A 25,828-nucleotide genomic window follows, 5' to 3' on the forward strand; every position below is an offset into this window, starting at 1 on the left:
ATCAGTGTTCCTCTGTTTCAGTCTCAACGATTTCTACGTTTTTAGGCTGAGTGATAGATGATGAAAAAACCGTCTTTGCCTGACGTTGAGCTTGAGGTAAATGGGTACCTTGCAAGTCGATTGCTTGCCCCGTCACTAAAGCTTGCGCCACTTTTTGACGAGCACGAGACACAATACTACCCAACGTCTGACGAGATACTCCTAACTCGTGAGCTGCCGCCAATTGCTGCATACCATTCATATCAACTAAACGCAGCGCTTCCAACTCATCATCGGCCAGCACTATTGAGGTCAATTCAGTCATTGGAATACCATTCGGCTTAAAACATGAATATGCGGGACGGCAATTAATCTTTCGCTGGATCTTTGGTCTACCCATAAACCCCTCACTTTGGTTAAAAATATATCAACACACATTATTGGCGTATGCCAAAAACCACGTATTGATCCAACACAGCTAAACACTAAAAAAATAATAGCGATTATTTGAACATTGAGTTTCAGAAGAAAATGCTGTGAACCATGACGAGGTGACTGCGGAATCACATAATAAAAAGACATACTGAAGAGGTATAGCGAATCAAGCTGGTCTCATAATATGCAGCAAAAAACGCATAAAACCATATAAAACAGCCACTAAAAACACCTAAACACTCAATTAGAGCGTCATTAAATTAAATCTAACAAGGTATATCCAGAAGTAACCATTAGCATATTATGCTAAAAGCAAATATTGGTGACTAATGATGGTCTGCTCAATTTAATTTAACATTATTATTATGCTGATAAAGTCACATCTTCGTAATGCAAATAGTTTTATAATACGCCCCGTTGAAAAGACGAAATCAAGGTTAAAATTTATATGCGCATGTTCAAACGCTACCTGCCCAAGCTTATCGCTAAGCATGTAAGCCGTTTATTTAGTGGAAGAATATATATTGATGGCCGAGGAGGCTATCAGTTCGACAAAGGAATGTTACTTGTGCCCGTAAAAGCCCAAGAGCGACATTATAAAACCGTGAACGAGGTTAATCTCGAAATCAAACGCTTAAAAGAAGTCTATTGACGACGCTGTTTATTATCTTATTCTAAAAAGCTCACCGAGTACTTATGAGTAATAAAGTACTTCGATGAGCTTTTTTACTTTTTAGTGCAGAGTCATTATGACTCTTATCGACTCAACTATTCAGTCTCATCGATGAGGCTTTGATAACCTTCAGGATCAAGCAAATCATCAAATTCACCGTCATCTTCTGCTTTAATTTGAAATAACCAGCCATCACCATATGGATCACTGTTTACCAGTTCTGGGGAATCACTCAGTTCTTCATTCACAGCAACCACAACTCCTGTAAGCGGCGCATAAATATCAGATGCTGCTTTCACCGATTCGGCAACAGCACAGTCTTCACCCACTTCGGTATCAGAATCAACGTCTGGTACATCAATAAAAACCATATCACCTAACAATGCCTGTGCATGGTCAGTAATACCGACAGTATAGATACCGTCACCTTCAGAACGTACCCATTCGTGGGTGTTAGAGAATCTCAATTCAGAGGGAACATAACTCATGGTGTAACTTCCTTATGAAATGACTGCTTTACTCGTGTTAGGTTCGATTGAAGCAGATGATGAAAACACATAAAACAATGTCAAATCAGATAGCTTGCATGAAATACGGGCTACCATTTTAGCGCTAACGCACACGACATTGATTTCTTGTATTTACTGTAGGAGAAAAAAACAATTTTGTGATCACTTTATGTTTTAAATTATCAAAAACAAAAAAAGGCCACCTCTATTGAGGTAGCCTTTTTATAATCACATCAGGTCTGTATGACGAAAAACAACAATATTTAGCGTTTAGCAAGATCCGGTAATTCACCCGATAATCCTAAAGCACGGCGCATGAATTCATCTTTCACACCCGGCGCTTTATCAGCAAATAACATGCCTAAGTCACGAACCAGTTTTTTAGCCGGATTACTGCCGTCGAACAAATCACGGAAACCCTGCATGGTAGTGATCATCTTCGCGGCTTCTGCTTTACGCCAACGTTCATAATGGCGAAGATTGCTCTTCTGACCAATATCTTGTTCTTGCAACCATAACGCTTTTAGCTCTTGCGCCAAGCTCGCTGCATCTAACAAACCCAGGTTGACTCCCTGACCAGCTAAGGGATGGATCGTATGAGCAGCATCACCGACTAACGCAACACGTTCACGCACAAAATCACGGGCATACCGCATCTTTAATGGGAATGCTTGACGCAACCCTTCCACCTTACATAAGCCTAATCGGTTATCAAATGCCGCTGTCAATGACTTATTAAATTCGCTATCAGACAACCCACATAGCTGTTCTGCTTCTTCTGGGGCTACCGACCATACGATAGAACACAAATCACTTTCAGCTAACGGCAAGAAAGCTAGCGGGCCTTGTGGACGAAAAACCTGACGAGCGGTTTTATCATGAGCCTCAGCACAGCGAATATTGGCCACAATAGCACTGTGCCCATAATCCCAATGCGTTAATGGGATATCTAATTGACGACGTACCCATGAGTTCGCACCATCAGCACCTACCACTAATTTTGCAGTTAAGCTCTTGCCTGATTCCATCGTTAACCATGCTTCGCTTTCACCAAAAGCAATGTTTTGGCATCGCTCTGGCGCCATTAGGGTGACGTTATTAAGCTGTTTAATACGATCGAGCAACGAAAGTTGAATAACACGATTTTCAACGATATGACCTAGATCTGGCTGCGATAACCTTTCGGCATCAAATTGAATCTTGGCAAAGCTATCTTGCTCCCATACTTCCATTCGGTTATACGGACTGAATCGGCGAGACTCGATGCCTTGCCAAGCGCCTACTCTACGTAAAATACGTTCACTCGCACGGCTTAAGGCTGACACTCGTACATCCGGTAATGAAGTCAATTCAGGATCAGGCAATTGTCCTTCAATAACAGCAACACGCAATTCCGTTTCAGCTAATGCAGCTGCAAGAGTTAAACCCACCATACCGCCACCAATAATGGCAACATCAACACTCTGCATCATGATTATCGTTCTACCTGTCCCATAGCACGCCTTAACAGCGGTGCTTTTAACGTATCAAAAAGATTCATAGCCATAAGCCCCGTGTTTCGACCAGCAACAAGAGGAAAACTATCATTCGCAAATACACTCACTAACCCTGCTGTCATCAATACGGTTGCTTGACGATCAGGCAGTCGACGTTGTCGATAACGGCTCAACACCGCCGCCTCACCAACATCTGCGTCTTGTTCAAAGCTATTAACCACTTCTTCGGCTAATGTCATTACATCACGTAAGCCTAAATTAAAGCCTTGGCCTGCAATCGGGTGTAACGTCTGTGCGGCATTACCCACCACAGCCACACGGTGTGATGTTAACGCTTCAGACTGACGAAGTAATAACGGGTACGCAACACGCTTACCTGTTTTCACTAACTCCCCCAGACGCCAACCAAATGTACTTTGTAATTCAGCTAAAAAGCGATCGTCATTCCAGCTCATCACCGTTGATTGGTACTCAGGTTTAATGCACCACACCAATGAACTCCGCCCTTCCGACATTGGCAATAACGCCACGGGACCATACGGCGTAAAACGTTCAAAAGCCCGGCCTTGATGCGCTTGTGCTGTGGTAATGTTGGCAATAATTGCGACTTGTTCAAAGTCATGCTCATGCCGCCCGATCCCTAAAAGATCACAGCAACTCGAGAGTGCACCGTCAGCAGTCACTAATAATTGCGTTTGGATTTGCTTGCCAGAATCAAGACAAAGCGTCACATTTTGCTGAGTACGAGAAATATCAACAATAGAATCAGGGCAATATAACTCTACGTTATCTAACTCATTTAACTGCTGGTGAAATAATTCCCCAGCATCAGCTAATTCAATAACATAGCCAAGCGCATCAATCGCTTGTTCTTCTGCATCTAATCGTACAATACCAGCATGACCACGATCAGAAACATGAATGTGAGCGATAGGCGTAGCAACCGACGATAGCGTAGACCACACACCAATTTTACTCAGTAAACGGCTCGAGCCGAATGACACGGCAATACTACGCGCATCATATCCTGGGTGTTGGCCTACATTCGGTGCAACAGCTTCAACTACAGCAACGCGTAATTGACGTTTAACGTCTCGTTTGTTACTAAGCTTGTTCAGTGCAATGGCAAGTGTCGCCCCCGCCATTGCCCCACCAGCAATCACTACATCATACTGCTTCACATTCACTTCCTTAATTCGCGCTGTGACTTTTTGCTATTGATGAATCTTCACTATCTATGAACCTAGTTATTTATGAAGCTAGCTATTAATGCAATGTCGGTTTGTCATCTTGTTCTTTTTGAGCAATATCTTCAGGTGTACCAGCAACCGTTGGCAGTTCAACAGAACTTGGACGTTCACCTAATTCAACCAAACAGGTCAAGACACACATAGGTACATGCTCAAGCACTTGCTCGAAAAATTCGGCTTGCTCGGCTAAGTCTTCATCTTCATCAATGCCCAGCAAAGCAATTTCTTGTAACTCTGCCAGTACTTCGTTCACTTCCGCTGAAAACTGCGTTTTATCTAGTCCCATTAAACCTAAACCAGAAATAAAACTGCTAACCCACTCTGTTAGGGCTTCAGCACGATCAACCAGATCAGTGTTCTCATCTGGGATCAGTAAAGTGAAGCTAAAGATGCTGTTCGTTAATTCAGATGCAGTCGAGGTAAAGACCGTGTGCGCCATGCCACTAAGTTCAGCTGTCGCTGCATCAAATACAGTACGTACAACGCCTTTAGCGCCATCAAGCAAGGGCTTGCCTTCATTAGCATAATCAGCAACAGGGCCTAACCAGTTGTCGTCTTCTACGTTCAGACCGCCAGAAATCATTCCCGTCAGCAAACCATGAAGTTCTGATGGTGACACAGAAAAACCGTGTGTTTTTAATTCACTTTCAATCGCTTCAAAGGTGGGTAACTTCTCTTCGTTCATGCGGCTTTTTACCTTATGTTCATTGACGTCATCTATAATATGGTATGCTACCACTTAGCCTTAAAACAGGCTAATACCCTTTATGTAAACCATCGACCCTGTTTGTTGTTGCATTAGTTTTCAGCAGACTGGTTAATATCTGAATAGTTGACCAATATTCATCATAAAGCGTGATTAACATGCTTGCATGTTGAAAGGGCTTTTTCTATATTGACCACCTATCGCAAGCAAAGTGTTGACGTTACAACATTTTGGCACGGAGCAGATTAGAATTTTATGAGTACTCAGGCAGTTGAAATTGAAGTTTTGGGCCGAACCTTAAAGGTTAACTGTCCAGCAGGTCAGGAAGATGCACTGCGTGAAGCCGCAGCGGATTTTGATCAACGTCTAAAAGATATGTCTGAGCGCACTAAAGTGACAAATCCCGAGCAACTTTTAATGTTTGCTGGGTTAAATGTGTGCAACGAGATGCACTCAGAAAGAAAAGAACATAAAGGCAACGCATCTAATTTTTCAAATAGAATCAACCTATTAACAGAAACTTTAGATAAAGCTTTGCAAAATCAACCAAAGCGTTGATAATAAATTGACCCTAGGGTGTACGTCAGTGTATCAACGTCCCCGAGCCGATAAGCAAATAACCCGGATCAGCTTTTATTAGCTATTGTGCAAGCTCAGCTAGACTGAGAAGCCTGCGGCTAATGTTGCTGAACCACCTTGAACATCTGGTTCAAGGGCCTAGATGCGCAACGGCACCTTGGGGCATACCGCCTTTTACTATGAGCTACGATCTGAGTGTCTTCACACTTAGTTGAGTTTACCCTCTAGCATCGAACAACCTCAGTCATTGGATGACCCATGAGTTCACCTGTTCAGCAAATCACATCACCTCGACAACAGATACGTCAACAAATTAGACAAGCTCGCCGCGCATTATCAAAAAATGAACAACACACAGCAAGCCAACAACTTTTGTCGCAATTCAAACAATTGCCTTACGTATCGTCAGCACAACACATCGCTTTATATCTCGCTAACGACGGCGAAATAGATACGACCCCATTAATACAATGGTTATGGCAACAACAAAAATCGGTCTACTTACCGGTACTCCACCCTTTCAGCCAAGGGCATTTATTGTTTTTGCATTACACCGCTCAAACCCGCATGACGACGAATAAATACAAGATTAAAGAACCCGTGCTCGATGTCCGGCTTGTAAAACCAGTTCCTGTACTTGATATTATTTTTACCCCTTTGGTCGCATTCGATAAAACAGGGCAACGACTTGGCATGGGCGGAGGATATTATGATCGTACTCTTTCTTCTTGGCATAACCACAAAACGGGACCTCGCCCTATTGGCTTGGCACACAATTGCCAGCAGGTAAACTGCCTACCTCATGAAGCTTGGGATGTCCCTTTACCTGATATCATTACGCCATCCGGCCATTTTAATTGGTAACTGTTTCTTTCAAATCTGTCGGAAAAATCACCACAAACAAAAATTCCCCCTTTCCTTCAGACAAAAAAGCCAACACAACGCAAACGTTTGGCTTTTTATGTGCCACAACTGATGCGCTAAATATTTGTTATTCATGGGTTTATGTTTTTTGTTTTTAAAAACAAAGATCTCAGTCAAAAAAATCTCCTGACGAGCCATATACTCTTCGCTATAATCAGCGCTCTGATTGGATCAGATAACTGTTCAGTTTGGTATTACTAGGAGAAAGGCATGACACAAGATGAAATGAAGAAAGCTGCTGGCTGGGCTGCACTGGAATACGTGACTAAAGGTAGCATTGTGGGTGTGGGTACAGGCTCAACTGTTAATCACTTCATCGATGCACTAGAAACACGTAAAGAAGAAATCAAAGGTGCTGTTTCAAGTTCTGTTGCTTCTACTGAACGTCTAGAAAAACTGGGCATTACTGTATTTGATGCAAACGAAGTTGCTGGGTTAGATATCTATGTCGATGGCGCTGATGAAATCAACGCTGAATACGACATGATCAAAGGTGGCGGTGCCGCTTTAACGCGTGAAAAAATCGTGGCAGCCATTTCTGATAAGTTCATTTGTATTGTTGATGACACTAAACAAGTTGATGTTTTAGGTCAGTTCCCATTACCAGTTGAAGTCATTCCAATGGCACGTTCTTTCATCGGTCGCGAGCTTGTAAAGCTTGGCGGTGACCCTGAATACCGTCAAGGTGTGGTCACTGATAATGGCAATATCATCATTGATGTACACAACATGGCTATCACTGATGCAAAAGACATTGAAAAGAAAATCAATGCCCTACCAGGCGTTGTGACTGTTGGTCTATTTGCTGCCCGTGGCGCTGACGTTCTATTGGTTGGTGCACCTGAAGGTGTAAGAAAATTTGAGAAATAATTGCGTATAGTTAAACACTAACGTTATTTCCTTACAAAGCGGCATAATATATGCCGTTTTTTATTATCTATTTCGTAATATTCTTACCCTTATTGCTCATTTTTTGATACTTTAATAAACAGTATGTAGCACTTTTTTGAGTGTAAGCTCAAGCTACTGGTGTGCAGGAAAGGGATATCCGCAACCGCTATAAGCCACAACTCCCTTTCACTTAATCAGTACGCTTTGATCCCTTACTCATGTTTTTAAGGAAGAGAACCAATGGCTAAAGTTTCACTGGATAAAGAAAAGATTAAAGTTCTTTTATTAGAAGGTCTACACCCTTCTAGTTTAGAGGTTTTACAGCAAGCTGGTTATACCAATATTGAGTACCATAAAGGCTCACTTGCAGGTGAAGAACTGCTTGAAGCAATCAAAGATGCACATTTCGTTGGTATTCGTTCCCGTACTCAGCTTACTGAAGAAGTCTTTAACGCTGCCAAAAAACTCAATGCTGTTGGTTGTTTCTGTATTGGTACAAACCAAGTTGACCTTACTGCGGCCAGTAAGCGCGGTATCCCTGTCTTTAATGCTCCCTTCTCAAATACACGAAGTGTTGCTGAGTTAGTTCTTGGTGAAATACTTTTACTTGTTCGTGGTATTCCAGAGAAAAATGCCAAAGCACACCGTGGCGAGTGGCAGAAATCAGCAGATAACTCTTTCGAAGCACGCGGAAAGCGTCTAGGTATCGTGGGTTATGGTCATATTGGTACCCAGCTGGGTATTTTGGCTGAAAACCTCGGCATGCGTGTGTACTACTACGATATTGAAAACAAGCTATCACTGGGAAATGCTACCCAAATTGGCACAATGTCTGAGCTACTGAATAAGTGTGATGTAATCAGCTTACATGTACCTGAAACATCTGATACACAAGATATGATGGGCGCAGAAGAGTTCGCGCGTATGAAGCCAGGTTCGATTTTCATTAACGCTGCTCGTGGTACGGTTGTTGATATTGATGCTTTATGTGGTGCATTAGAAAGCAAACACCTCGCTGGTGCTGCTATTGATGTATTCCCGACCGAGCCAAAAACCAATAGCGATCCATTTTATTCGCCACTAGCCCAATTCGATAATGTTCTGCTTACACCGCACATTGGTGGTTCAACACAAGAAGCACAAGAAAATATCGGTGTTGAAGTTGCAGGTAAGATTGTGAAGTACTCAGATAATGGCTCTACCTTATCTGCTGTTGGCTTCCCTGAAGTATCATTACCTGAGCACCGTAACTGTTCTCGTTTATTACACATTCACGAAAACCGTCCGGGTATTTTGAACCAAATAACGACTATTTTTGCATCTGAAGGAATCAACATTGCTGCTCAATACCTACAAACAGGTGCTGAGGTTGGTTATGTGGTTATTGATGTTGAAATTGAACGAGCAGAAGAAGCACTAGAAAAGTTAAAAGCGATCCAGGGAACTATTCGTGCACGTATTTTGCACTAAGTTCAGAGTAAATCGGTATCTGCTGATATTCTAATTTCAGGATAATCAGACACTAAAAAGGAGAACATGATGTTCTCCTTTTTATTTAATACCATTCTAGATAAGCAAATGGTCAGAGGCTTGTGGAGATTGGTATAAGTATTACTCTTCAAGCCTAAAGACCACTTCAACACGATCTCGAATGGTGATCTGAGAATCTTGATAAGACGCTTCAGTATTCGCTCCAGAGTCCATAGCCATTGCACGCATCATTACAGGGCGTACCATTGATGGCTGATAGTTAATCTTCCATACCCCATCGATTTTTTCACCAAAGCCCGCAGCTAAAGATTTCGCTTTCGCTTGCGCATCTTTAATTGCAGCAAGACGTGCTTGTTCAGCAAACTCTGCTTCATTACTCACTTTAAGCTGAATATTATTGATCCCATTAATACCATCACCTAGTGCACCGTCTAGATACGTATTAAGATTTTCTAACTTTTTTACTGTCACGGTTACATTGCGGCTAGCACGGTAACCCGTTAATTCAGGCTTTTGATCTTTCGGGTAATGATATTGTGGGTTAAGACGAATGTTAGCACTTTCAATATCATTACGTTCTACACCCGCTTTCTTTAAGCGCTCATTAAATGCTGTTACCGCTTTATCTACCGCTTGTTTGGCTTCTTTAGCGGTTGGACGAGTTTCTGTTACTTCAACAGAAAACACAGCCATATCAGGTTGAGCAATCACTTCGCCTACACCTGTTGTTTCAAGGTGTGGAAAACTGACATCAGCAGCCACCGCGCCTGCAGAAATGAATGAACTCGTGCCTAAAACAACTGCCAGTAAATGCTTCTTCATTCTGATTTCCTATTGATTAATTTACGCTTCAATTATTTGTTCTTGTGTATTCGACAACAAGATAGCTAAAAAAATCCCGACAGATTATATTTTTATGTACACTGTTTCATTTGTAAATTAGTGTCAATACAATCGTTTAAAAATAGGTCTAAGTAATGACTGACTTTTCATCATTCACTAGCCCTCCATGCCTCTCGATTAAGCTGTCACTATTGCGGTAAAACCTGTCGGGCATACTGAATTAAACGTTCCGATAGTTCGGTTAACACACCACTTTCTAATGCCCAATGATGCCAATACAGATTACGTATCAAAGAAAGTCCAGGTGTAACATTGACGAGTTCTCCGCGCTCAAGTTCTCTTTGGATCTGTACTTCAGGGATCAAACAATATGCGATCCCTTCCGTGGCGATCCGCACAAATGCTTCAGAGGATCTTACGGTGTGTTTCATTACACTACCGATTGGTAAATTAAAATATTGCTGCACAAATACTTCATGCATATCATCATGATGATCAAACACGACCCCTGGGGCTGATATTAAGTTAGTTTGGGTAACACCATTCGAAAAATATTTTTGCTGAAAATCTGGGCTTGCGACACATAAGTAATTCATTCGTCCAAGATAATCAGCCACGCATCCAGCTATTACCCCTGCCTCCATACTGATCGCCCCAACAACTTCTCCACTACGCAGCTTGTCTAAGGTGCGAGCTTCATCTTCGACCAGTAAGTTCAGTTCGATAAAGCGTGATTTTAATAGTGGGCTTAATGCCGGTAATAACCATGTTGCCAAGCTATCAGCATTTGTCGCCAATGCGACCGATAGTGGTTGGCTAATATCATCTGGTGTGATTTCTGGCAGGACTTCTTGTTCTAATAACCTAACCCGACGATATAAACCCAATAGCTTCTGCCCTGCCGCCGTCGGTCTGGGTGGTTGCTCTCTGACTAACAGAGGTTGTGCCATCAGCTTCTCAAGTTGCTTAATGCGCTGAGACACTGCCGATTGGGTAATACATAGCTTCTCTGCTGCTCGCTCAAAACCACGCAGGGCAATCACAGCATCCAACGCTGCTACCCAACGATAATCGACTCCTCGCATAGTCATCGCTCCTTTTTTAATATCATGACTCAACATCAAAACTATCATATTAGAAACTCTAATAATCTATAAGTTTTATTAGTTGTACTTAACATAAAGCCAGAGGGTAAACTTTCACCATCAAATATTACTCAACGACACAATTTAAAGGCAACCTAATATGAATGTTTGGGTTTTATTGCAAGGGTTTGGATTAGGCGCAAGCATGATCATTCCAATAGGCGCACAGAATGCCTATGTACTAAATCAAGGTATTAAGCGTAATCATCATTTAACAACGGCGACAATTTGCAGTGTATGTGATGTGTTGTTTATTAGTTTAGGGATATTTGGCGGTGGTGCGCTGCTAGCAAGTAATGAAGTCTTGCTTTTTACTGTCACCATTGGCGGTATTTTGTTTTTACTCTTTTATGGCTGCATGTCTTTAAAAAGTGCACGACAAAATACACAACCAGAAAAGCAACATACACAAGCAATCCCTCGCGGGCGTCGTGCCGTTATTCTTGGCGCATTAGCCGTTACGGTATTAAACCCACATTTATATTTAGATACTGTTGTTATTCTGGGTTCTATTGGTGGACAGTTCGAAGGCAGTGATCGTATCGCATTTGCGGTTGGTACGATATTAGCGTCTTTCGTATGGTTTTATAGCTTATCCGTGGGCGCCTCAAAGCTCGCCCCAACACTTTCAAAACCAAAAGTAAAAGCAGGTATTGATATTGCAGTTGCTGCCATGATGTTTTTCATCGCAGGACATTTGATTACAGAATTATGGAGTAACTATGTTGTTAAGTAATGAACGAGTAGAAGCTCGTTTACCAAATAAAGTAGAGCACATTTATCAAGTAAATATCGACTTGTTCACTCAATCCGGTGTGCATTATCAAGAATGGCAGCACGAGCCGATTTTTGATTTCGCTACTGACCAGCGTATCAGTGATGAACTCGGCATTACAGCTGCACCAACAAAAAGCTTATTCATGAAGTTAAAAGGTGGTGGTCATTGTTTATTATTGACCCATCGTGACAACCGCCTTGATAGCAAGTTGGTGAAATCCTTAGTGGGTAAACGCGTATCAATATGTAGCAATGAAGAAATGATTGCCGCGATTGGCTGTGAACCAGGTGCCGTATGTCCGTTTGGTTTGCCCGAAAATATTACGCTGATCATAGATCCTGTACTGTATGGCTTTGACGAAATTATGTACACCCCAGGTAAGCCAACGTCTACATTTTCTTTCGCTGGTGCAGATCTAGATTCATTACTAGCATTGTTACCAAATCCACAAATTCAGTTACCAGTACAGCAATAATGATGAAATGAAGGGAGACACAGACATAAAAATGGAGCCAGTCGGCTCCATTTATCTTTGTCTATTTTAAACTAGATTAACCTTCCAGCTTATTTAAATGTACATCCATTTGTGGGAATGGAATACCAATATCTTCTTTATCAAGCTCTTCTTTAATCGCTTGAAGAAGATCAAAATATACCGCCCAGTAATCACCTGTTTCAACCCACGGGCGAACCACAAAGTTAACTGATGAATCAGCTAATGCGACAACACCAATAGTCGGAGCTGGATCTTTTAATACGCGGGGATCAGCTTCAACAACACGCGTCAGCACTTCTTTCGTTTTTTTCAAATCAGCGTTATAAGAAACACCAATCACGTAATCAATACGACGAGTCTCATGACGAGAGTAGTTAGTAATTGCACTACCAATTACTGCACCGTTGGGTACAACGACCATTTTATTATCAGGTGTTGTTAGAATAGTTTGGAAAATTTGGATTGATTCAACAGAACCTGCCACCCCACCAATCTCTACATAGTCACCAGACTTAAATGGACGGAAGGCAACAATCAATACGCCAGCAGCAAAGTTAGATAACGACCCTTGCAGTGCTAAACCAATCGCTAAACCAGCGGCACCAATTACCGCAACCACAGAGGCAGTTTGAACACCTAAACGGCCTAAAGCGGCAATAAGAACAATGACGAATAACAAGTAACGAACTAATGAGTGTAAGAACTCAACAACGGCTTCGTCCATGTCTTTCTTACGCAGCACTTTCGCTACGCCATTGGCAATGCTTTTTACAATGATATTACCAATAAATAATATCAATACTGCCGAAATAAGATTCACAGCATATTGCAGTAATAACTCTTGGTTATCAGCCACCCAATTACCGGCACTTAACATCGTTTCTGTTAATTCATTATCTGTAATTGTATCGACAACCTTGTCAGTAACGCTCTCAGTCATTATAAGTCTCTCTAATTATTAGTCCCGTAACCACCAACTATTATTTTTACGCAGCGCATTCTCAGATATGTTGCGTAGAAGAGTCATAATATCGGGTCAAACTTGTCTATTAATATAACAGCGTTTTTATAATTTGCTGCCAAAGATTTACTAAAGTCAGAATTATTAAGTAAATTATTGCTGTTAGGGTAATAAAAAATATCTAACAAAAATAAATAATCATAAATAAAATCGAAGAAATAATATCTAAAGATCTAACGTATTGTTTCAATACAAAAAAAACCCGCTAAATGCGGGCTTTAATAATCTCAATGTCCAACGCCTAAGCGTGGATTATTCTGTAATAAATTACAGTACGTCGATTGCGTTAAGGTCAGAGAATGCTTTCTCTAGACGCGTAACCATTGACGCTTGACCAGCACGTAACCAAACGCGTGGATCGTAGTATTTTTTGTTTGGCGCAGATTCGCCAGTTGGGTTACCGATTTGACCTTGTAGGAAATCACGGTTTTCAGCTTCGTAAGTACGAACGCCATCCCATGAAGCCCACTGAGTATCAGTATCGATGTTCATTTTGATAACACCGTAACCGATAGACTCTTGGATTTCTGCTTCAGAAGAACCAGAACCACCGTGGAATACGAAATTTAGTGCGTTAGGTGCGATACCGAACTTCTCTGCACAGTATGCTTGAGAATCACGTAGGATAGTTGGAGTAAGAACAACGTTACCCGCTTGGTAAACACCGTGTACGTTACCGAAAGAAGCAGCGATAGTGAAACGTGGGCTAATAGCGTTTAGTTTCTCGTATGCGTAAGCTACATCTTCAGGAGAAGTGTAAAGCTCAGACGCATCCATATCAGAGTTATCAACGCCATCTTCTTCGCCACCAGTACAACCTAGTTCGATTTCTAGAGTCATACCCATCTTAGCCATACGCTCTAGGTACTGACCACAGATTTCGATATTTTCTTCTAGAGACTCTTCAGAAAGGTCGATCATGTGAGAAGAGAAAAGAGGCTTACCAGTTTGTGCGAAGAACTCTTCACCAGCGTCTAGTAGACCGTCGATCCATGGAAGAAGTTTCTTCGCAGCGTGGTCAGTATGAAGAATAACTGGAACACCGTAAGATGCAGCTACAGCGTGAACGTATTTTGCACCAGCAACAGCACCAAGGATTTGTGCACCTTGACCTTCAAGTTTAACGCCTTTACCAGCGAAGAAACCAGCACCGCCGTTAGAGAACTGAACAACAACAGGCGCTTTAACTTTAGAAGCTGCTTCTAGAACACCATTGATAGTGTCAGTGTTAACAACGTTAACAGCTGGAAGAGCAAATTTGTTTTCTTTTGCTACTGCAAATACTTTCTGAACGTCGTCGCCAGAAATTACGCCAGGTTTTACAAAATCGAAGATCTTAGACATAACAATTAGTCCTATTAACTTACGTAGTCGGTGTTAAATATTAAACGAAATTTTGCAAACGTTTGCTTCTGGTCAGCATTCTATAAAAAGTTGATCAGATTCACAAACATTAAAAGAAGGGAGCATTCACTCCCTTCCTATTTAATTATGCTTTTGCACGTTCTTCTAGCATAGCAACTGCAGGTAATACTTTACCTTCAACGAACTCAAGGAACGCGCCGCCGCCAGTAGAAATGTAAGAAACGTCAGCCTTGATACCGAACTTGTCGATAGCCGCTAATGTGTCACCGCCGCCTGCAACAGAGAAACCTTCAGAATCTGCAATTGCTTTAGAAATACCAGCAGTACCCGCTTCAAAGTTTTTGAATTCAAATACGCCAACAGGGCCATTCCAAAGAATTGTCTTTGCATTGCTGATGATTTCAGCAAGAGCGGCTGTTGAATCTGGACCTAGGTCGAAGATCATGTCGTCGTCTTGAACTTCAGAAACGTGCTTGATTTCAGCTTCTGCGTTCTCATCGAATGCTTTTGCACATGCAACGTCAGTTGCAACAGGAATCGCACAGTCTTTCATTAGCTTTTTAGCTGTTTCAACTAAATCTGCTTCATACAGTGATTTACCAACGTTGTGGCCTTCAGCTGCAATGAATGTGTTCGCGATACCACCACCAACAACAAGTTGGTCAGCAATTTTAGATAGCGACTCAAGAACAGTCAGCTTAGTTGATACTTTAGAACCACCAACGATTGCAACAAGTGGACGAGCAGGATTGTCCATTGCTTTGCCAAGTGCTTCAAGTTCAGCAGCTAGTAGAGGACCAGCACACGCGATAGGTGCGTTCATGCCAACACCATGAGTAGATGCTTGTGCACGGTGAGCCGTACCGAATGCATCCATTACGAAGATGTCACATAGTGCTGCGTATTTCTTAGAAAGCTCTTCTTCGTTCTTCTTTTCGCCTTTGTTAAAGCGAACGTTTTCAAGAACAACTAGCTCACCAGCGTTTAGTTCAAGACCATCTAGGTAATCTTTCGCTAGTTTAACGTCACAATCTAGTGCGTCATTTAAGTAGTTAACTACAGGCGCTAGAGAAAACTCTTCGTTGTACTCGCCTTCCGTTGGACGACCAAGGTGAGAAGTAACCATTACTTTAGCGCCAGCTTCTAGGCAACGCTTAATTGTAGGTAGAGATGCAAGGATACGTGCATCAGAAGTAACTTTACCTTCTTTAACTGGTACGTTTAGATCTGCACGAATAAATACGCGCTTACCAGCAAGTTCCAGATCAGTCATCTTGATTACAGACATTGTTCGTCCTCTCAACAGTGTTAAAAATAAAAATTAAAGTTTGTACGAGTCCAGCACGCTTGATGCTAAGCCCTAATAATTCTTTATTGCGGTTTAGCTTCGCTATGTTGTGCAGCATCAGAAGCATGCATTGCCAACGCCGTATCTAACATACGATTTGCGAATCCCCATTCATTATCACACCACACAAGCAACTTGATTAAATGCTTATTACTGACACGAGTTTGTGTGCCATCGACTATCGCGCTATGGGGATCGTGATTAAAGTCAATAGAGACCAAAGGTGCTTCGGTGTAATCCACTATGCTTTCTAATGTACAACGAGACACGTCAGACAATGCTTGATTTACGTCATTAACTTTCACATTTGTCTGAACTGTGACACTTAAATCCATCGCAGTGACGTTAATTGTAGGAACTCTGACCGAAATCGCTTCAAATTTGTCAGCAAATTTCGGAAATATACGTCCAATTCCAAGATGCAGTTTTGTATCAACAGGGATAATAGACTGACTCGCGGCACGCGTTCGGCGTAAATCTGAATGATAACCATCAATTACTTGTTGATCATTCATCGCAGAGTGAATGGTTGTGATAGTGCCAGATTCAATGCCAAAAGCTTCATCAATAACTTTAATAACAGGTACGATACAATTCGTCGTACATGAACCATTAGAAACAATGCGGTGTTCTGATGTGAGTGTTTTGTGGTTAACACCATAGATAATGGTATTGTCGATATCATTCGCGGCAGGGTGAGAGAATAAAACTTTCTTGGCACCTGCTTTGATATGGGCAAGACCATCTTCGCGAGAACCATATACTCCAGTACAATCAAGCACTATATCGACATCTAAATCATGCCAAGGAAGGAGGTTTATATCGCTTTGATGCAAGATACGAATATCATCCCGTTCTCCATTTTCATGAGCAACAAACAAATGCTCCTGATCATGTGAGACAGGCTTAAAGAAACGTCCATGGCTAGAGTCATATTGTAATAAGTGAGCCATAGCTTCAGGCTCAGCCAATTCATTGACTGCCACAACTTTGATGTGGTGATGTTTGCCGCTCTCATACAATGCGCGAAGCACACTGCGTCCGATGCGACCAAATCCGTTAATTGCGACTTTTAGTGTCATATCCGTGCTACAAAAGTAATCAACAGCGCTAGTGTATAACAAGCTCCGCTTGGAATCACGATAATTGTGACAGCTCTCACTCAACACAAAGATAAAACAATGAAATCAACTAAGTAAGAACAAAAAACACTAATAACAAAGATGAAAACACTGAAAAACAGTCGTTTTAGTTCACATTTATCAATAAAAAAGGCTCCCATCGGAAGCCTTTTTTTTACACTGCGAAATAAATCACCTTAAAATGGAGAAATACCATTCAAGGGATCATCAACAATTAAGCTAGCAGCTCTTTTGCTGTATCAACAACGTTTTCAACCGTAAAGCCAAACATCTTGAATAGCTCGCCTGCAGGTGCAGACTCACCGAATGTTGTCATACCGATGATGCGACCGTCGAAGCCAACATACTTGTACCAGAAATCAGCAATACCCGCTTCAACTGCGATACGTGCAGTCACATCAGACGGTAATACAGACTCACGGTAAGCAGCATCTTGCTTATCGAATGTATCTGTTGCTGGCATAGAAACAACGCGAACCTTACGGCCATCAGCAGTTAGCTGGGCGTAAGCTTCTGTTACTAGCTCAACTTCAGAACCTGTTGCGATAAGGATAAGCTCAGGCTTGCCTTCACAATCTTTCAGGATGTAACCACCCTTCGCGATATCAGCAACTTGTGCGTCAGTACGTGCTTGTTGTGCCAAATTCTGACGCGAGAAGATTAGCGCTGTAGGGCCATCTTTACGCTCGATTGCCAGTTTCCAAGCAACAGCAGATTCAACCTGATCACATGGACGCCATGTGCTCATGTTCGGCGTTAGGCGCAGTGAAGCAATTTGCTCTACTGGCTGGTGCGTTGGACCATCTTCACCCAGGCCGATTGAGTCGTGCGTGTACACTTGGATGTTCTGAATTTTCATCAGGGCAGCCATACGCATTGCGTTACGTGCGTATTCCATGAACATCAGGAATGTTGCACCGTAAGGTACGAAACCGCCGTGTAGTGCCATGCCGTTGATGATAGCGGTCATTGCGAATTCACGTACACCATAGTGGATGTAGTTACCGCTAAAGTCGCCAGCTTCTAGTGCTTTTGAACCCGACCACATCGTTAAGTTAGACGGTGCAAGGTCAGCAGAGCCGCCCATGAATTCAGGAACAAGCTTACCGAATGCTTCCAGTGCGTTTTGAGACGCTTTACGTGAAGCAATGTTTGCTGGGTTCGCTTGAAGATCTGCGATGATTTGGTTTGTTTCAGCTTCCCAGTTAGCAGGAAGGTCACCAACCGTACGACGTTTGAATTCAGCCGCTAATTCAGGGTGAGCCGCTGCGTATGCTGCAAACTTTTCATCCCAAGCTGATTCTTTTGCAGAGCCAGCTTCTTTCGCATCCCACTCTGCTGCAATGTCAGTAGGGATTTCGAAAGGACCGTGGTTCCAGCCAAGGAATTCACGTGCCGCTGCAATTTCTTCAGCACCTAATGGCGCACCGTGACAATCGTGCGTACCCGCTTTGTTTGGCGAACCAAAACCGATAACAGTCTTAGTACAAATAAGCGTAGGCTTACCTGTTTCCGCTTTTGCAGCTTCGATCGCTGCATTGATTGCGTCAGCATCGTGCCCGTCAACAGCAGGAATAACATGCCAACCGTACGCTTCAAAACGCTTAGGTGTATCGTCAGTGAACCAACCTTCTACTTCACCATCGATAGAAATACCGTTGTCATCCCAGAAAGCAACCAGCTTACCCAGACCCAGCGTACCCGCTAAAGAACATGCTTCATGAGAAATACCTTCCATCATGCAGCCATCACCCATAAAGGTGTAAGTGAAGTGATCAACGATATCGTGACCATCACGGTTGAACTGGTCTGCCATTGCTTTTTCAGCAATCGCCATACCTACTGCGTTGGTAATACCTTGACCCAGTGGACCCGTCGTTGTTTCAACACCCGGTGCATAACCGTATTCAGGGTGACCCGGAGTTTTAGAGTGAAGCTGACGGAAATTTTTCAAGTCGCTAATCGACAGATCGTAACCTGTTAGGTGAAGCAGAGAATAAATTAGCATTGAACCGTGGCCGTTTGACAAAATAAAACGGTCGCGATCAGCCCACTGTGGGTTTTGTGGGTTGTGGTTCATGTGGCTACGCCACAGTACTTCAGCGATATCAGCCATACCCATTGGTGCACCAGGGTGACCAGAGTTAGCTTGTTGAACACCGTCCATGCTTAGGGCACGGATTGCATTTGCAAGTTCTTTACGTGAAGACATGTCTGCTCCAGAAATTCGTAGACTGTATATTTTAAGTTATCGGTCAGCACAAATGCGACCAATTAACCATGATTCGGCGGGCGGGTATTGTCGCAAAGTCCGCCCCCTTACTGCAATCGTTTTCCTGAAGAAAATTAGCCTATTTTCAATAGGCTGAAAATAAGCACTACTAAGCTACTGTAAATAAAAGCAGTTAAGGGAAACGTTTGCTTCCTCTTTAAAAGATGACCTTACTCTTCGTGCTGTTGATTTTATAACTACTTAGAGTATTATAGCCGTCTAGACGGAGGTAGCTCTATACATACAAACGTATATCCGTGTATGCCTTGTAATGATTTACAAGCAAGTATTCACCAGAGCTATCGCTTATCAATCAATGTTAATGAAGTGAGAATACTCATGGCAAAACACCTGTTTACTTCTGAGTCCGTATCAGAAGGTCATCCGGATAAAATTGCAGACCAAATCTCAGATGCTGTCTTGGATGCAATTTTAGAGCAAGACCCAAAAGCACGTGTTGCTTGTGAGACTTACGTAAAAACCGGCATGGTAATGGTTGGCGGTGAAATCACCACTTCGGCATGGGTTGATATCGAAGAAATTACACGTGAGACGGTTCGCGAAATCGGTTACGTAAACTCTGAAATGGGTTTTGACGCAAACTCTTGTGCTGTACTAAGTGCAATAGGTAAGCAGTCTCCAGACATCAACCAAGGTGTTGACCGTGAAGATCCGCGCGAACTAGGCGCTGGTGACCAGGGCATCATGTTTGGTTACGCATCAGACGAAACAGACGTGCTAATGCCAGCCCCTGTTACGTATGCGCACCGTTTAGTTGAGCGTCAAGCTAAAGTACGTAAAAACGGTACACTTCCTTGGTTACGCCCAGATGCAAAAAGCCAGGTAACATTCGCATATGACCAAGGTAAAATTGTTGGTATCGATGCTGTAGTTCTTTCAACTCAGCACAGCGACTGTATTGATCTGCCAGTATTGCAAGAAGCAGTAATGGAAGAAATCATCAAGCCTGTTCTACCTGCAGAATGGTTGACTAAAGAAACTAAATTCTTCATTAACCCAACCGGCCGTTTTGTTATTGGTGGCCCTATGGGTGACTGTGGTCTTACAGGTCGTAAGATTATTGTTGATACATACGGCGGTGCAGCACGTCACGGTGGCGGTGCATTCTCTGGTAAAGATCCATCAAAAGTTGACCGTTCAGCAGCTTACGCAGCACGTTATGTTGCTAAAAACATTGTTGCTGCAGGTTTAGCTGCGCGTTGTGAAATTCAACTTTCATACGCTATTGGTGTTGCAGATCCAACATCTATCATGGTTGAAACGTTTGGTACTGAAAAAGTATCTCATGACATCATTGTTGATGCTGTCCGTCAAAACTTCGACTTACGCCCATACGGCCTAATCGAAATGCTTGACCTGCTTCAGCCAATCTACAAGAAAACAGCAGCATACGGCCACTTTGGTCGTGAAGAATTCCCTTGGGAAGCGACTGATAAAGTTGAAATGCTGCGCGACTTCGCTAACTTTAAGTAAGCGAAGCGGTACAACTGTTAATAAAAAGGAAGCCTTGGCTTCCTTTTTTAATATATAAAAATTAGCGTACAATCTTTAAAACCGTCGACTCATTACCAACGAAAGAAAAGTACATGACTCCTCTTCACACTCAAGTTATTAATAAAACACGCGATTGTATTGCTCTCGCTGAAAAAAAATTAAACCAGTCATTGGATATGCCCGTTGTTAGCTTTAAACAACGTGGAAAAATTGCAGGCAGTGCTCGCTATTCACAATGGGAAGTACGTTTTAATCCAGTGTTGCTCGCTGAAAATCCAGAAGCATTCATTAATGAAGTAGTGCCTCATGAAGTCGCCCATTTACTCACTTTTAAACTGTTTGGACGTGTTCGACCACATGGTAAAGAGTGGCAAACGATGATGACTCAAGTCTTTGGTATCCCTGCTCGCACCACCCACAGTTTTGATATTTCATCAGTACGCGGTTCAACGTTTCTTTATCGCTGTGGCTGCCGCGATCATCATCTGAGTATTCGTCGCCATAATAAAATTGTCCGCCAACAAACCCTTTATCACTGCACCCTGTGCCGCCAAGCATTGTCGCCAAAGGTATAATACCAATCTAGAATGGTATAAACGACCTAACATAAAATACATAAATCTCGTGCTTATACCTGTAATTCTTGTTCAAGAAATGTAATTAACAATAATAAAAACAGTGAAGTGCTTCTAAAATAATTGGATATTGATAAGCTTGTTTGACTGATTTTCAGCGCAGGATATCCAATGAACAAACCATTCACATGGCTAATACTCTTACTATTGCCAACAACGGCCCTTGCCGCTCCCCCTTCTTCATTCAGTAAAGCTAAACGTCTCGCCGTTGAGATCTATCAAGATCACCCCACCAGCTTCTATTGCGGCTGTGCTATTACATGGCAAGGGAAAAAAGGACTGCCTGATCTTGCGAGTTGTGGTTATGAAGTTCGTAAACAAGAAAAGCGGGCTAACCGAATAGAGTGGGAACACGTGGTACCGGCCGAAAACTTTGGCCGAGCGTTTGTCGAATGGCGTGAAGGTCACCCTCAATGTGTGAACAGTAAAGGCAAAGCCTATAAAGGCCGATCTTGCGCCACGAAAATGAATCCAGCCTATCGTTCTATGCAGGCCGATCTTCATAATTTAACGCCAGCGGTTGGTGAGGTGAACGGCGATCGTTCTAACTACGCATTCTTACCATGGAATGGTAAGAACGGCGCTTTTTATGGTCAGTGTGACATGAAAATTGATTTCAAAAATCGCCGCGCCGATCCACCTGAGCAATCACGCGGGGCCATTGCACGTACCTATCTGTACATGAACCAAGAATATAAAATGGCGCTATCTAGTCAACAACGTCAGTTAATGGAAGCATGGAACCGACAATATCCAGTCAGTACATGGGAATGTGAACGTGACCGTCGGATTGCTAACATTCAAGATAATCACAACAGCTTTGTGCTTCAAGCCTGTAAAAAATCAGGTTACTAGTCTTTGCATGACATGACTAACGAGAGAAATCTCTCGTTAGTCAATATCCATTATGTATCGATACTTTCATTTTCACTCAACCTTGTAATTCGCTCTTCTCGCATCCATGTTAATATTCACGCAAGAACATTAAATTATTACAGGTTATCAACCTCGCCATGAGAATCCCCCGAATTTACCACCATGAGCTATTACCTTCACAAGGCAAGGTAATGTTAAGCGATGACGCTGCCAATCACGTTGGTCGTGTTATGCGTATGCAAGTGGGTCAGGAAGTGCTGTTGTTCGATGGTAGCAATGCTGAATTCCCAGCAGTTATCAGTGCAGCCAGCAAGAAAAATGTTGAAGTTGATATTCAGTGCCGTAATGAAAATAGCATTGAATCTCCGCTTAATATCCACCTAGGGCAGGTGATTTCTCGTGGTGAGAAAATGGAATTTACCATCCAGAAATCCGTTGAACTGGGCGTTATGACGATCACACCGCTGATTTCAGAACGTTGTGGCGTAAAACTCAATGCCGAGCGTTTTGAGAAGAAACTATCACAATGGCAAAAAATCGTGATCGCAGCCTGTGAGCAATGTGGCCGTAATGTGATTCCTGAAATCCGCCCAGTAATGAAACTAGAAGACTGGTGTGCTGAAGAGTACGATGGCCTAAAACTGAATTTACACCCTCGAGCAAACTACTCAATCAATACTTTGCCTGAACCTGTATCAAAAGTACGCTTACTTATTGGTCCGGAAGGCGGTTTGTCTGCTGAAGAAATTAGCATGACAGAGCAATACAAGTTCGATGAAATCTTGCTTGGTCCGCGTGTTCTTCGTACCGAAACAACAGCAATGACAGCGATTACAGCACTTCAAGTACGCTTTGGTGATTTAGGTTAACCAAGCCAACGACAGATTAGGAGATACAAATGATCAAACTGGGCATCGTGATGGACCCAATCGAGTCTATCAACATTAAAAAAGATTCCAGCTTTGCCATGATGATGGAAGCACAGCGTCGCGGCTGGGAAATCCACTATATGGAAATGAACGACTTGTCTTTAGAACAAGGCAAAGCCGTTGCTCGCACTCGTGTTGTTAGCTTAAAAGAAGATCCAAACGGTTGGTTTGAATTCCAAAGTGAACAAGAAATCGCATTATCAGATTTAGACGCAGTACTAATGCGTAAAGATCCTCCATTCGATACAGAATACATTTATGCGACTTATATTCTTGAGCGTGCAGAAAACGAAGGCGCACTGATCGTAAATAAACCTCAGAGCCTACGTGATTGTAATGAAAAATTATTTACAGCATGGTTCCCAGAGCTAACCCCGACAACAATGGTTACTCGTCGTGCTGATAAACTAAAAGCATTCCACCAAGAACACGGTGATGTGATCCTAAAACCTTTAGATGGCATGGGCGGTTCTTCTATCTTCCGTGTAATGAAGGGCGATCCGAATGTATCTGTGATTATTGAAACCCTTACAGCAATGGGCACCACCTACTGTATGGCGCAAACATTCGTACCTGATATCAGCAATGGTGATAAGCGTATTCTGGTGGTAGATGGCGAGCCAATGCCATATTGCTTAGCACGTATTCCCGCTAAAGGTGAGACGCGCGGTAACCTGGCTGCTGGCGGTCGTGGTGAAGCACGCCCTATCAGTGAAACCGATCGTATGATTGCAGAAACCGTTGCACCGGTATTGAAAGAGAAAGGTCTGATCTTCGTTGGGCTGGATGTTATCGGTGACAAACTAACAGAAATCAACGTAACAAGCCCAACGTGTATTCGTGAAATCGAAGCTGCTTTCGATATTTCTATTACAGGTAAGCTAATGGATGCAATCGAGCGTCGATTAGAGAAATAAAGCAGTGTGATTAGAGCTCATTGATCTTTCAGCAGAGCCCATAACACATTGAATCTCTGCTCTTATTTGAATAAGAGCAGAGATCATACAACCACCTTCATTTTTACTTTTGCATTAACAACGTAGATGTTTAAAGATGGCAAGACTGCGTTCCTCTAATAAGCATAATTAGGCTAAATCAACCTCTCTCTTCGTACCTTGTCTGAAGAATTTTTACTCTTTAATCACGACAATATTGCAAGATCAACAACCCCTAATACCAATTCCCTAAAATACTCTGCATACTGTAGGTAGAGAATCATATTTTTCAATTAGCTGTCGGTGTGATCTATGAATTTAACTAACCATTTTCTAGTCGCTATGCCTAGCATGCAAGACCCACATTTTAAACGTGGGGTTGTGTATGTTTGTGAGCACAATGAAGAAGGTGCTATGGGCTTAGTCATCAATTTGCCGATTGAAATATCTGTCGGCAATATGCTTGAACAGATTGAAGTCGAGCGTGATCTTCCCTTGAATAACCCCGATAGCCTAACGCAATCGGTATTAAACGGTGGACCGGTTTCTGAAGATCGAGGCTTTGTTTTGCATCAGCCCAAAGGTCAGTTTGATTCGAGTATCAGCATTAACGACGAGCTATCGGTAACAACATCACAAGATATTTTACCGTTATTGGGTACTAGCGAAGCCCCGGAAAAATTCATCGTCGCATTAGGTTATGCAGGATGGTCTGCAGGGCAATTAGAGCAAGAGCTAGCCGAAAATAGCTGGTTAACGATGGAAGCCGACGCTGAAGTGATTTTTGAAACCCCTATAAATGAGCGATGGGATACCGCCGTCGCCCGCTTAGGTATAAACCCGGCCAACCTTTCGATCGAAAAAGGACATGCATGAGTAACTCACGCAGTGTATTAGCATTTGATTACGGCACAAAAAGTATTGGTGTTGCAATCGGTCAAGAACTAACAGGTACAGCAAACCCTTTAGCTGCACTTAAAGCAAAAGATGGCATTCCCAACTGGGATGACATTGGTAAAATATTAAAAGAATGGCAGCCCGATTTAGTCGTTGTTGGCCTACCTCTCGACTTAGAAGGTGGAGAGCTTGAAAGTATTACCCCTCGCGCAAAAAAATTCGCCAATCGTATTCACGGTCGGTTCGGTTGTGTTGTTGAGCTACACGACGAACGATTAAGTACTGTTGAAGCAAAAGCAGACTTATTTGAACGTGGTGGATACCGTTCATTAAGTAAAGGTAATATCGATTCACAATCAGCAGTGGTTATTTTAGAAAGCTGGTTTGAACGCCAATACGGTTAAATAGATACGAGTATCGAATTGCATTTCGGTACTCGTATCTTCCTCGTCATTTTCCCGATACATACACACTTTTCTGCCAGCACTCCTATCTTGATCATCATCGTTATAAATCCGCTTAAATACAGCAAATGATCATCTTGTACAGCTTTTTGAACAAAAAACAGCACCAACCTACCTCACCTGCCTAGTTATTTATGAACTGAAGATAAAGATCCAGTATTTACCTTGCTTGATCAGCTTGTACAGCTTTTGGACTACTATAACTCCAAAGCTATACAAGCTGTACATCAGGAT

General features: G+C 42.5%; 26 protein-coding genes and 1 other RNA gene. 15 read left to right on the forward strand and 12 right to left on the reverse strand.

Annotation, left to right across the window (positions count from 1 at the left end; genetic code table 11):
* Nucleotide 1: 1 nt before the first annotated feature.
* On the reverse strand, nt 2-379 hold the full coding sequence (locus tag C9J48_RS21400; protein WP_006232552.1) for a DUF134 domain-containing protein: 378 nt from the start codon (nt 377-379) through the stop codon (nt 2-4).
* A gap of 483 nt (nt 380-862) precedes the next feature.
* On the opposite strand from C9J48_RS21400, the gene C9J48_RS21405 reads away from it, so the two are divergent.
* Nucleotides 863-1,066: a DUF1107 domain-containing protein gene (locus C9J48_RS21405; RefSeq protein ID WP_006232551.1), complete on the forward strand. Its 204-nt coding sequence runs from the start codon at nt 863-865 to the stop codon at nt 1,064-1,066.
* Nucleotides 1,067-1,182: 116 nt separating this feature from the next.
* On the opposite strand, the gene gcvH is transcribed toward C9J48_RS21405, so the two are convergent.
* The 4 genes from gcvH to C9J48_RS21425 all read right to left on the reverse strand — a co-directional run bounded on the left by gcvH (nt 1,183) and on the right by C9J48_RS21425 (nt 5,027).
* Nucleotides 1,183-1,575 (reverse strand): glycine cleavage system protein GcvH, encoded by a 393-nt coding sequence (gcvH, locus tag C9J48_RS21410; RefSeq protein ID WP_006232550.1) that lies wholly within the window; start codon nt 1,573-1,575, stop codon nt 1,183-1,185.
* A 284-nt stretch (nt 1,576-1,859) separates the two neighbouring features.
* Nucleotides 1,860-3,068 (reverse strand): FAD-dependent 2-octaprenylphenol hydroxylase, encoded by a 1,209-nt coding sequence (locus C9J48_RS21415; protein ID WP_036803972.1) that lies wholly within the window; start codon nt 3,066-3,068, stop codon nt 1,860-1,862.
* Between the two features lie 2 nt (nt 3,069-3,070).
* The gene (gene ubiH / locus C9J48_RS21420; protein ID WP_006232548.1) at nt 3,071-4,273 is read right to left on the reverse strand and encodes a 2-octaprenyl-6-methoxyphenyl hydroxylase; all 1,203 of its coding nucleotides are present in this window, start codon (nt 4,271-4,273) and stop codon (nt 3,071-3,073) included.
* Between the two features lie 85 nt (nt 4,274-4,358).
* The gene (locus tag C9J48_RS21425) at nt 4,359-5,027 is read right to left on the reverse strand and encodes a YecA/YgfB family protein (protein ID WP_006232547.1); all 669 of its coding nucleotides are present in this window, start codon (nt 5,025-5,027) and stop codon (nt 4,359-4,361) included.
* Between the two features lie 276 nt (nt 5,028-5,303).
* Between C9J48_RS21425 and zapA the strand changes: the two genes are divergently transcribed.
* From zapA to serA, 5 genes are all read left to right on the forward strand, one after another.
* The gene (zapA, locus tag C9J48_RS21430) at nt 5,304-5,606 is read left to right on the forward strand and encodes a cell division protein ZapA (RefSeq protein ID WP_006232546.1); all 303 of its coding nucleotides are present in this window, start codon (nt 5,304-5,306) and stop codon (nt 5,604-5,606) included.
* 7 nt (nt 5,607-5,613) lie between these two features.
* A non-coding RNA gene (ssrS, locus tag C9J48_RS21435) (6S RNA) lies at nt 5,614-5,795 on the forward strand.
* Nucleotides 5,796-5,885: 90 nt separating this feature from the next.
* The gene (locus tag C9J48_RS21440; protein ID WP_006232545.1) at nt 5,886-6,491 is read left to right on the forward strand and encodes a 5-formyltetrahydrofolate cyclo-ligase; all 606 of its coding nucleotides are present in this window, start codon (nt 5,886-5,888) and stop codon (nt 6,489-6,491) included.
* Nucleotides 6,492-6,761: 270 nt separating this feature from the next.
* Nucleotides 6,762-7,421: a ribose-5-phosphate isomerase RpiA gene (rpiA, locus tag C9J48_RS21445; protein ID WP_006232543.1), complete on the forward strand. Its 660-nt coding sequence runs from the start codon at nt 6,762-6,764 to the stop codon at nt 7,419-7,421.
* Between the two features lie 261 nt (nt 7,422-7,682).
* Nucleotides 7,683-8,912 (forward strand): phosphoglycerate dehydrogenase, encoded by a 1,230-nt coding sequence (serA, locus tag C9J48_RS21450; protein ID WP_006232542.1) that lies wholly within the window; start codon nt 7,683-7,685, stop codon nt 8,910-8,912.
* Nucleotides 8,913-9,053: 141 nt separating this feature from the next.
* On the opposite strand, the gene C9J48_RS21455 is transcribed toward serA, so the two are convergent.
* Together C9J48_RS21455 and C9J48_RS21460 are read right to left on the reverse strand one after the other, a co-directional pair.
* Nucleotides 9,054-9,755, reverse strand: a complete 702-nt coding sequence (locus C9J48_RS21455; protein ID WP_006232541.1) for an oxidative stress defense protein — start codon at nt 9,753-9,755, stop codon at nt 9,054-9,056.
* A gap of 209 nt (nt 9,756-9,964) precedes the next feature.
* The gene (locus tag C9J48_RS21460) at nt 9,965-10,861 is read right to left on the reverse strand and encodes a LysR family transcriptional regulator ArgP (RefSeq protein WP_006232540.1); all 897 of its coding nucleotides are present in this window, start codon (nt 10,859-10,861) and stop codon (nt 9,965-9,967) included.
* Nucleotides 10,862-11,021: 160 nt separating this feature from the next.
* On the opposite strand from C9J48_RS21460, the gene C9J48_RS21465 reads away from it, so the two are divergent.
* Both C9J48_RS21465 and C9J48_RS21470 read left to right on the forward strand, forming a co-directional pair.
* A complete protein-coding gene (locus tag C9J48_RS21465; protein WP_006232539.1) occupies nt 11,022-11,657 on the forward strand; it encodes a LysE/ArgO family amino acid transporter in 636 nt (211 codons plus the stop codon).
* Nucleotides 11,644-12,174 (forward strand): YbaK/EbsC family protein, encoded by a 531-nt coding sequence (locus tag C9J48_RS21470; RefSeq protein WP_006232538.1) that lies wholly within the window; start codon nt 11,644-11,646, stop codon nt 12,172-12,174. Before C9J48_RS21465 ends, C9J48_RS21470 begins: the two co-directional genes overlap by 14 nt.
* A gap of 76 nt (nt 12,175-12,250) precedes the next feature.
* On the opposite strand, the gene mscS is transcribed toward C9J48_RS21470, so the two are convergent.
* From mscS to tkt, 5 genes are all read right to left on the reverse strand, one after another.
* Nucleotides 12,251-13,135, reverse strand: coding sequence for a small-conductance mechanosensitive channel MscS (gene mscS, locus C9J48_RS21475; protein ID WP_006232537.1), 885 nt, complete (start codon nt 13,133-13,135; stop codon nt 12,251-12,253).
* A 348-nt stretch (nt 13,136-13,483) separates the two neighbouring features.
* On the reverse strand, nt 13,484-14,560 hold the full coding sequence (fbaA, locus tag C9J48_RS21480; protein WP_006232536.1) for a class II fructose-bisphosphate aldolase: 1,077 nt from the start codon (nt 14,558-14,560) through the stop codon (nt 13,484-13,486).
* Nucleotides 14,561-14,705: 145 nt separating this feature from the next.
* On the reverse strand, nt 14,706-15,869 hold the full coding sequence (locus tag C9J48_RS21485) for a phosphoglycerate kinase (protein ID WP_006232535.1): 1,164 nt from the start codon (nt 15,867-15,869) through the stop codon (nt 14,706-14,708).
* Between the two features lie 83 nt (nt 15,870-15,952).
* Nucleotides 15,953-17,011 (reverse strand): erythrose-4-phosphate dehydrogenase, encoded by a 1,059-nt coding sequence (gene epd / locus C9J48_RS21490; protein WP_006232534.1) that lies wholly within the window; start codon nt 17,009-17,011, stop codon nt 15,953-15,955.
* Between the two features lie 274 nt (nt 17,012-17,285).
* A complete protein-coding gene (gene tkt, locus C9J48_RS21495; RefSeq protein ID WP_006232533.1) occupies nt 17,286-19,283 on the reverse strand; it encodes a transketolase in 1,998 nt (665 codons plus the stop codon).
* Between the two features lie 399 nt (nt 19,284-19,682).
* Between tkt and metK the strand changes: the two genes are divergently transcribed.
* The 7 genes from metK to ruvX all read left to right on the forward strand — a co-directional run bounded on the left by metK (nt 19,683) and on the right by ruvX (nt 25,534).
* Nucleotides 19,683-20,837 (forward strand): methionine adenosyltransferase, encoded by a 1,155-nt coding sequence (gene metK / locus C9J48_RS21500; protein WP_006232532.1) that lies wholly within the window; start codon nt 19,683-19,685, stop codon nt 20,835-20,837.
* A 113-nt stretch (nt 20,838-20,950) separates the two neighbouring features.
* On the forward strand, nt 20,951-21,433 hold the full coding sequence (locus C9J48_RS21505; protein ID WP_006232531.1) for a SprT family zinc-dependent metalloprotease: 483 nt from the start codon (nt 20,951-20,953) through the stop codon (nt 21,431-21,433).
* Nucleotides 21,434-21,604: 171 nt separating this feature from the next.
* Nucleotides 21,605-22,348: an endonuclease gene (locus C9J48_RS21510; RefSeq protein ID WP_006232530.1), complete on the forward strand. Its 744-nt coding sequence runs from the start codon at nt 21,605-21,607 to the stop codon at nt 22,346-22,348.
* A 158-nt stretch (nt 22,349-22,506) separates the two neighbouring features.
* A complete protein-coding gene (rsmE, locus tag C9J48_RS21515; protein WP_036803965.1) occupies nt 22,507-23,238 on the forward strand; it encodes a 16S rRNA (uracil(1498)-N(3))-methyltransferase in 732 nt (243 codons plus the stop codon).
* A gap of 29 nt (nt 23,239-23,267) precedes the next feature.
* Nucleotides 23,268-24,215, forward strand: coding sequence for a glutathione synthase (gshB, locus tag C9J48_RS21520; protein ID WP_006232528.1), 948 nt, complete (start codon nt 23,268-23,270; stop codon nt 24,213-24,215).
* Nucleotides 24,216-24,545: 330 nt separating this feature from the next.
* Nucleotides 24,546-25,109, forward strand: coding sequence for a YqgE/AlgH family protein (locus C9J48_RS21525; RefSeq protein ID WP_006232527.1), 564 nt, complete (start codon nt 24,546-24,548; stop codon nt 25,107-25,109).
* On the forward strand, nt 25,106-25,534 hold the full coding sequence (ruvX, locus tag C9J48_RS21530) for a Holliday junction resolvase RuvX (protein ID WP_006232526.1): 429 nt from the start codon (nt 25,106-25,108) through the stop codon (nt 25,532-25,534). Before C9J48_RS21525 ends, ruvX begins: the two co-directional genes overlap by 4 nt.
* The last annotated feature ends 294 nt before the right edge of the window (nt 25,535-25,828 follow it).

This window comes from Photobacterium profundum (assembly GCF_003026285.1).
GTDB classification, from domain to species: domain Bacteria; phylum Pseudomonadota; class Gammaproteobacteria; order Enterobacterales; family Vibrionaceae; genus Photobacterium; species Photobacterium profundum.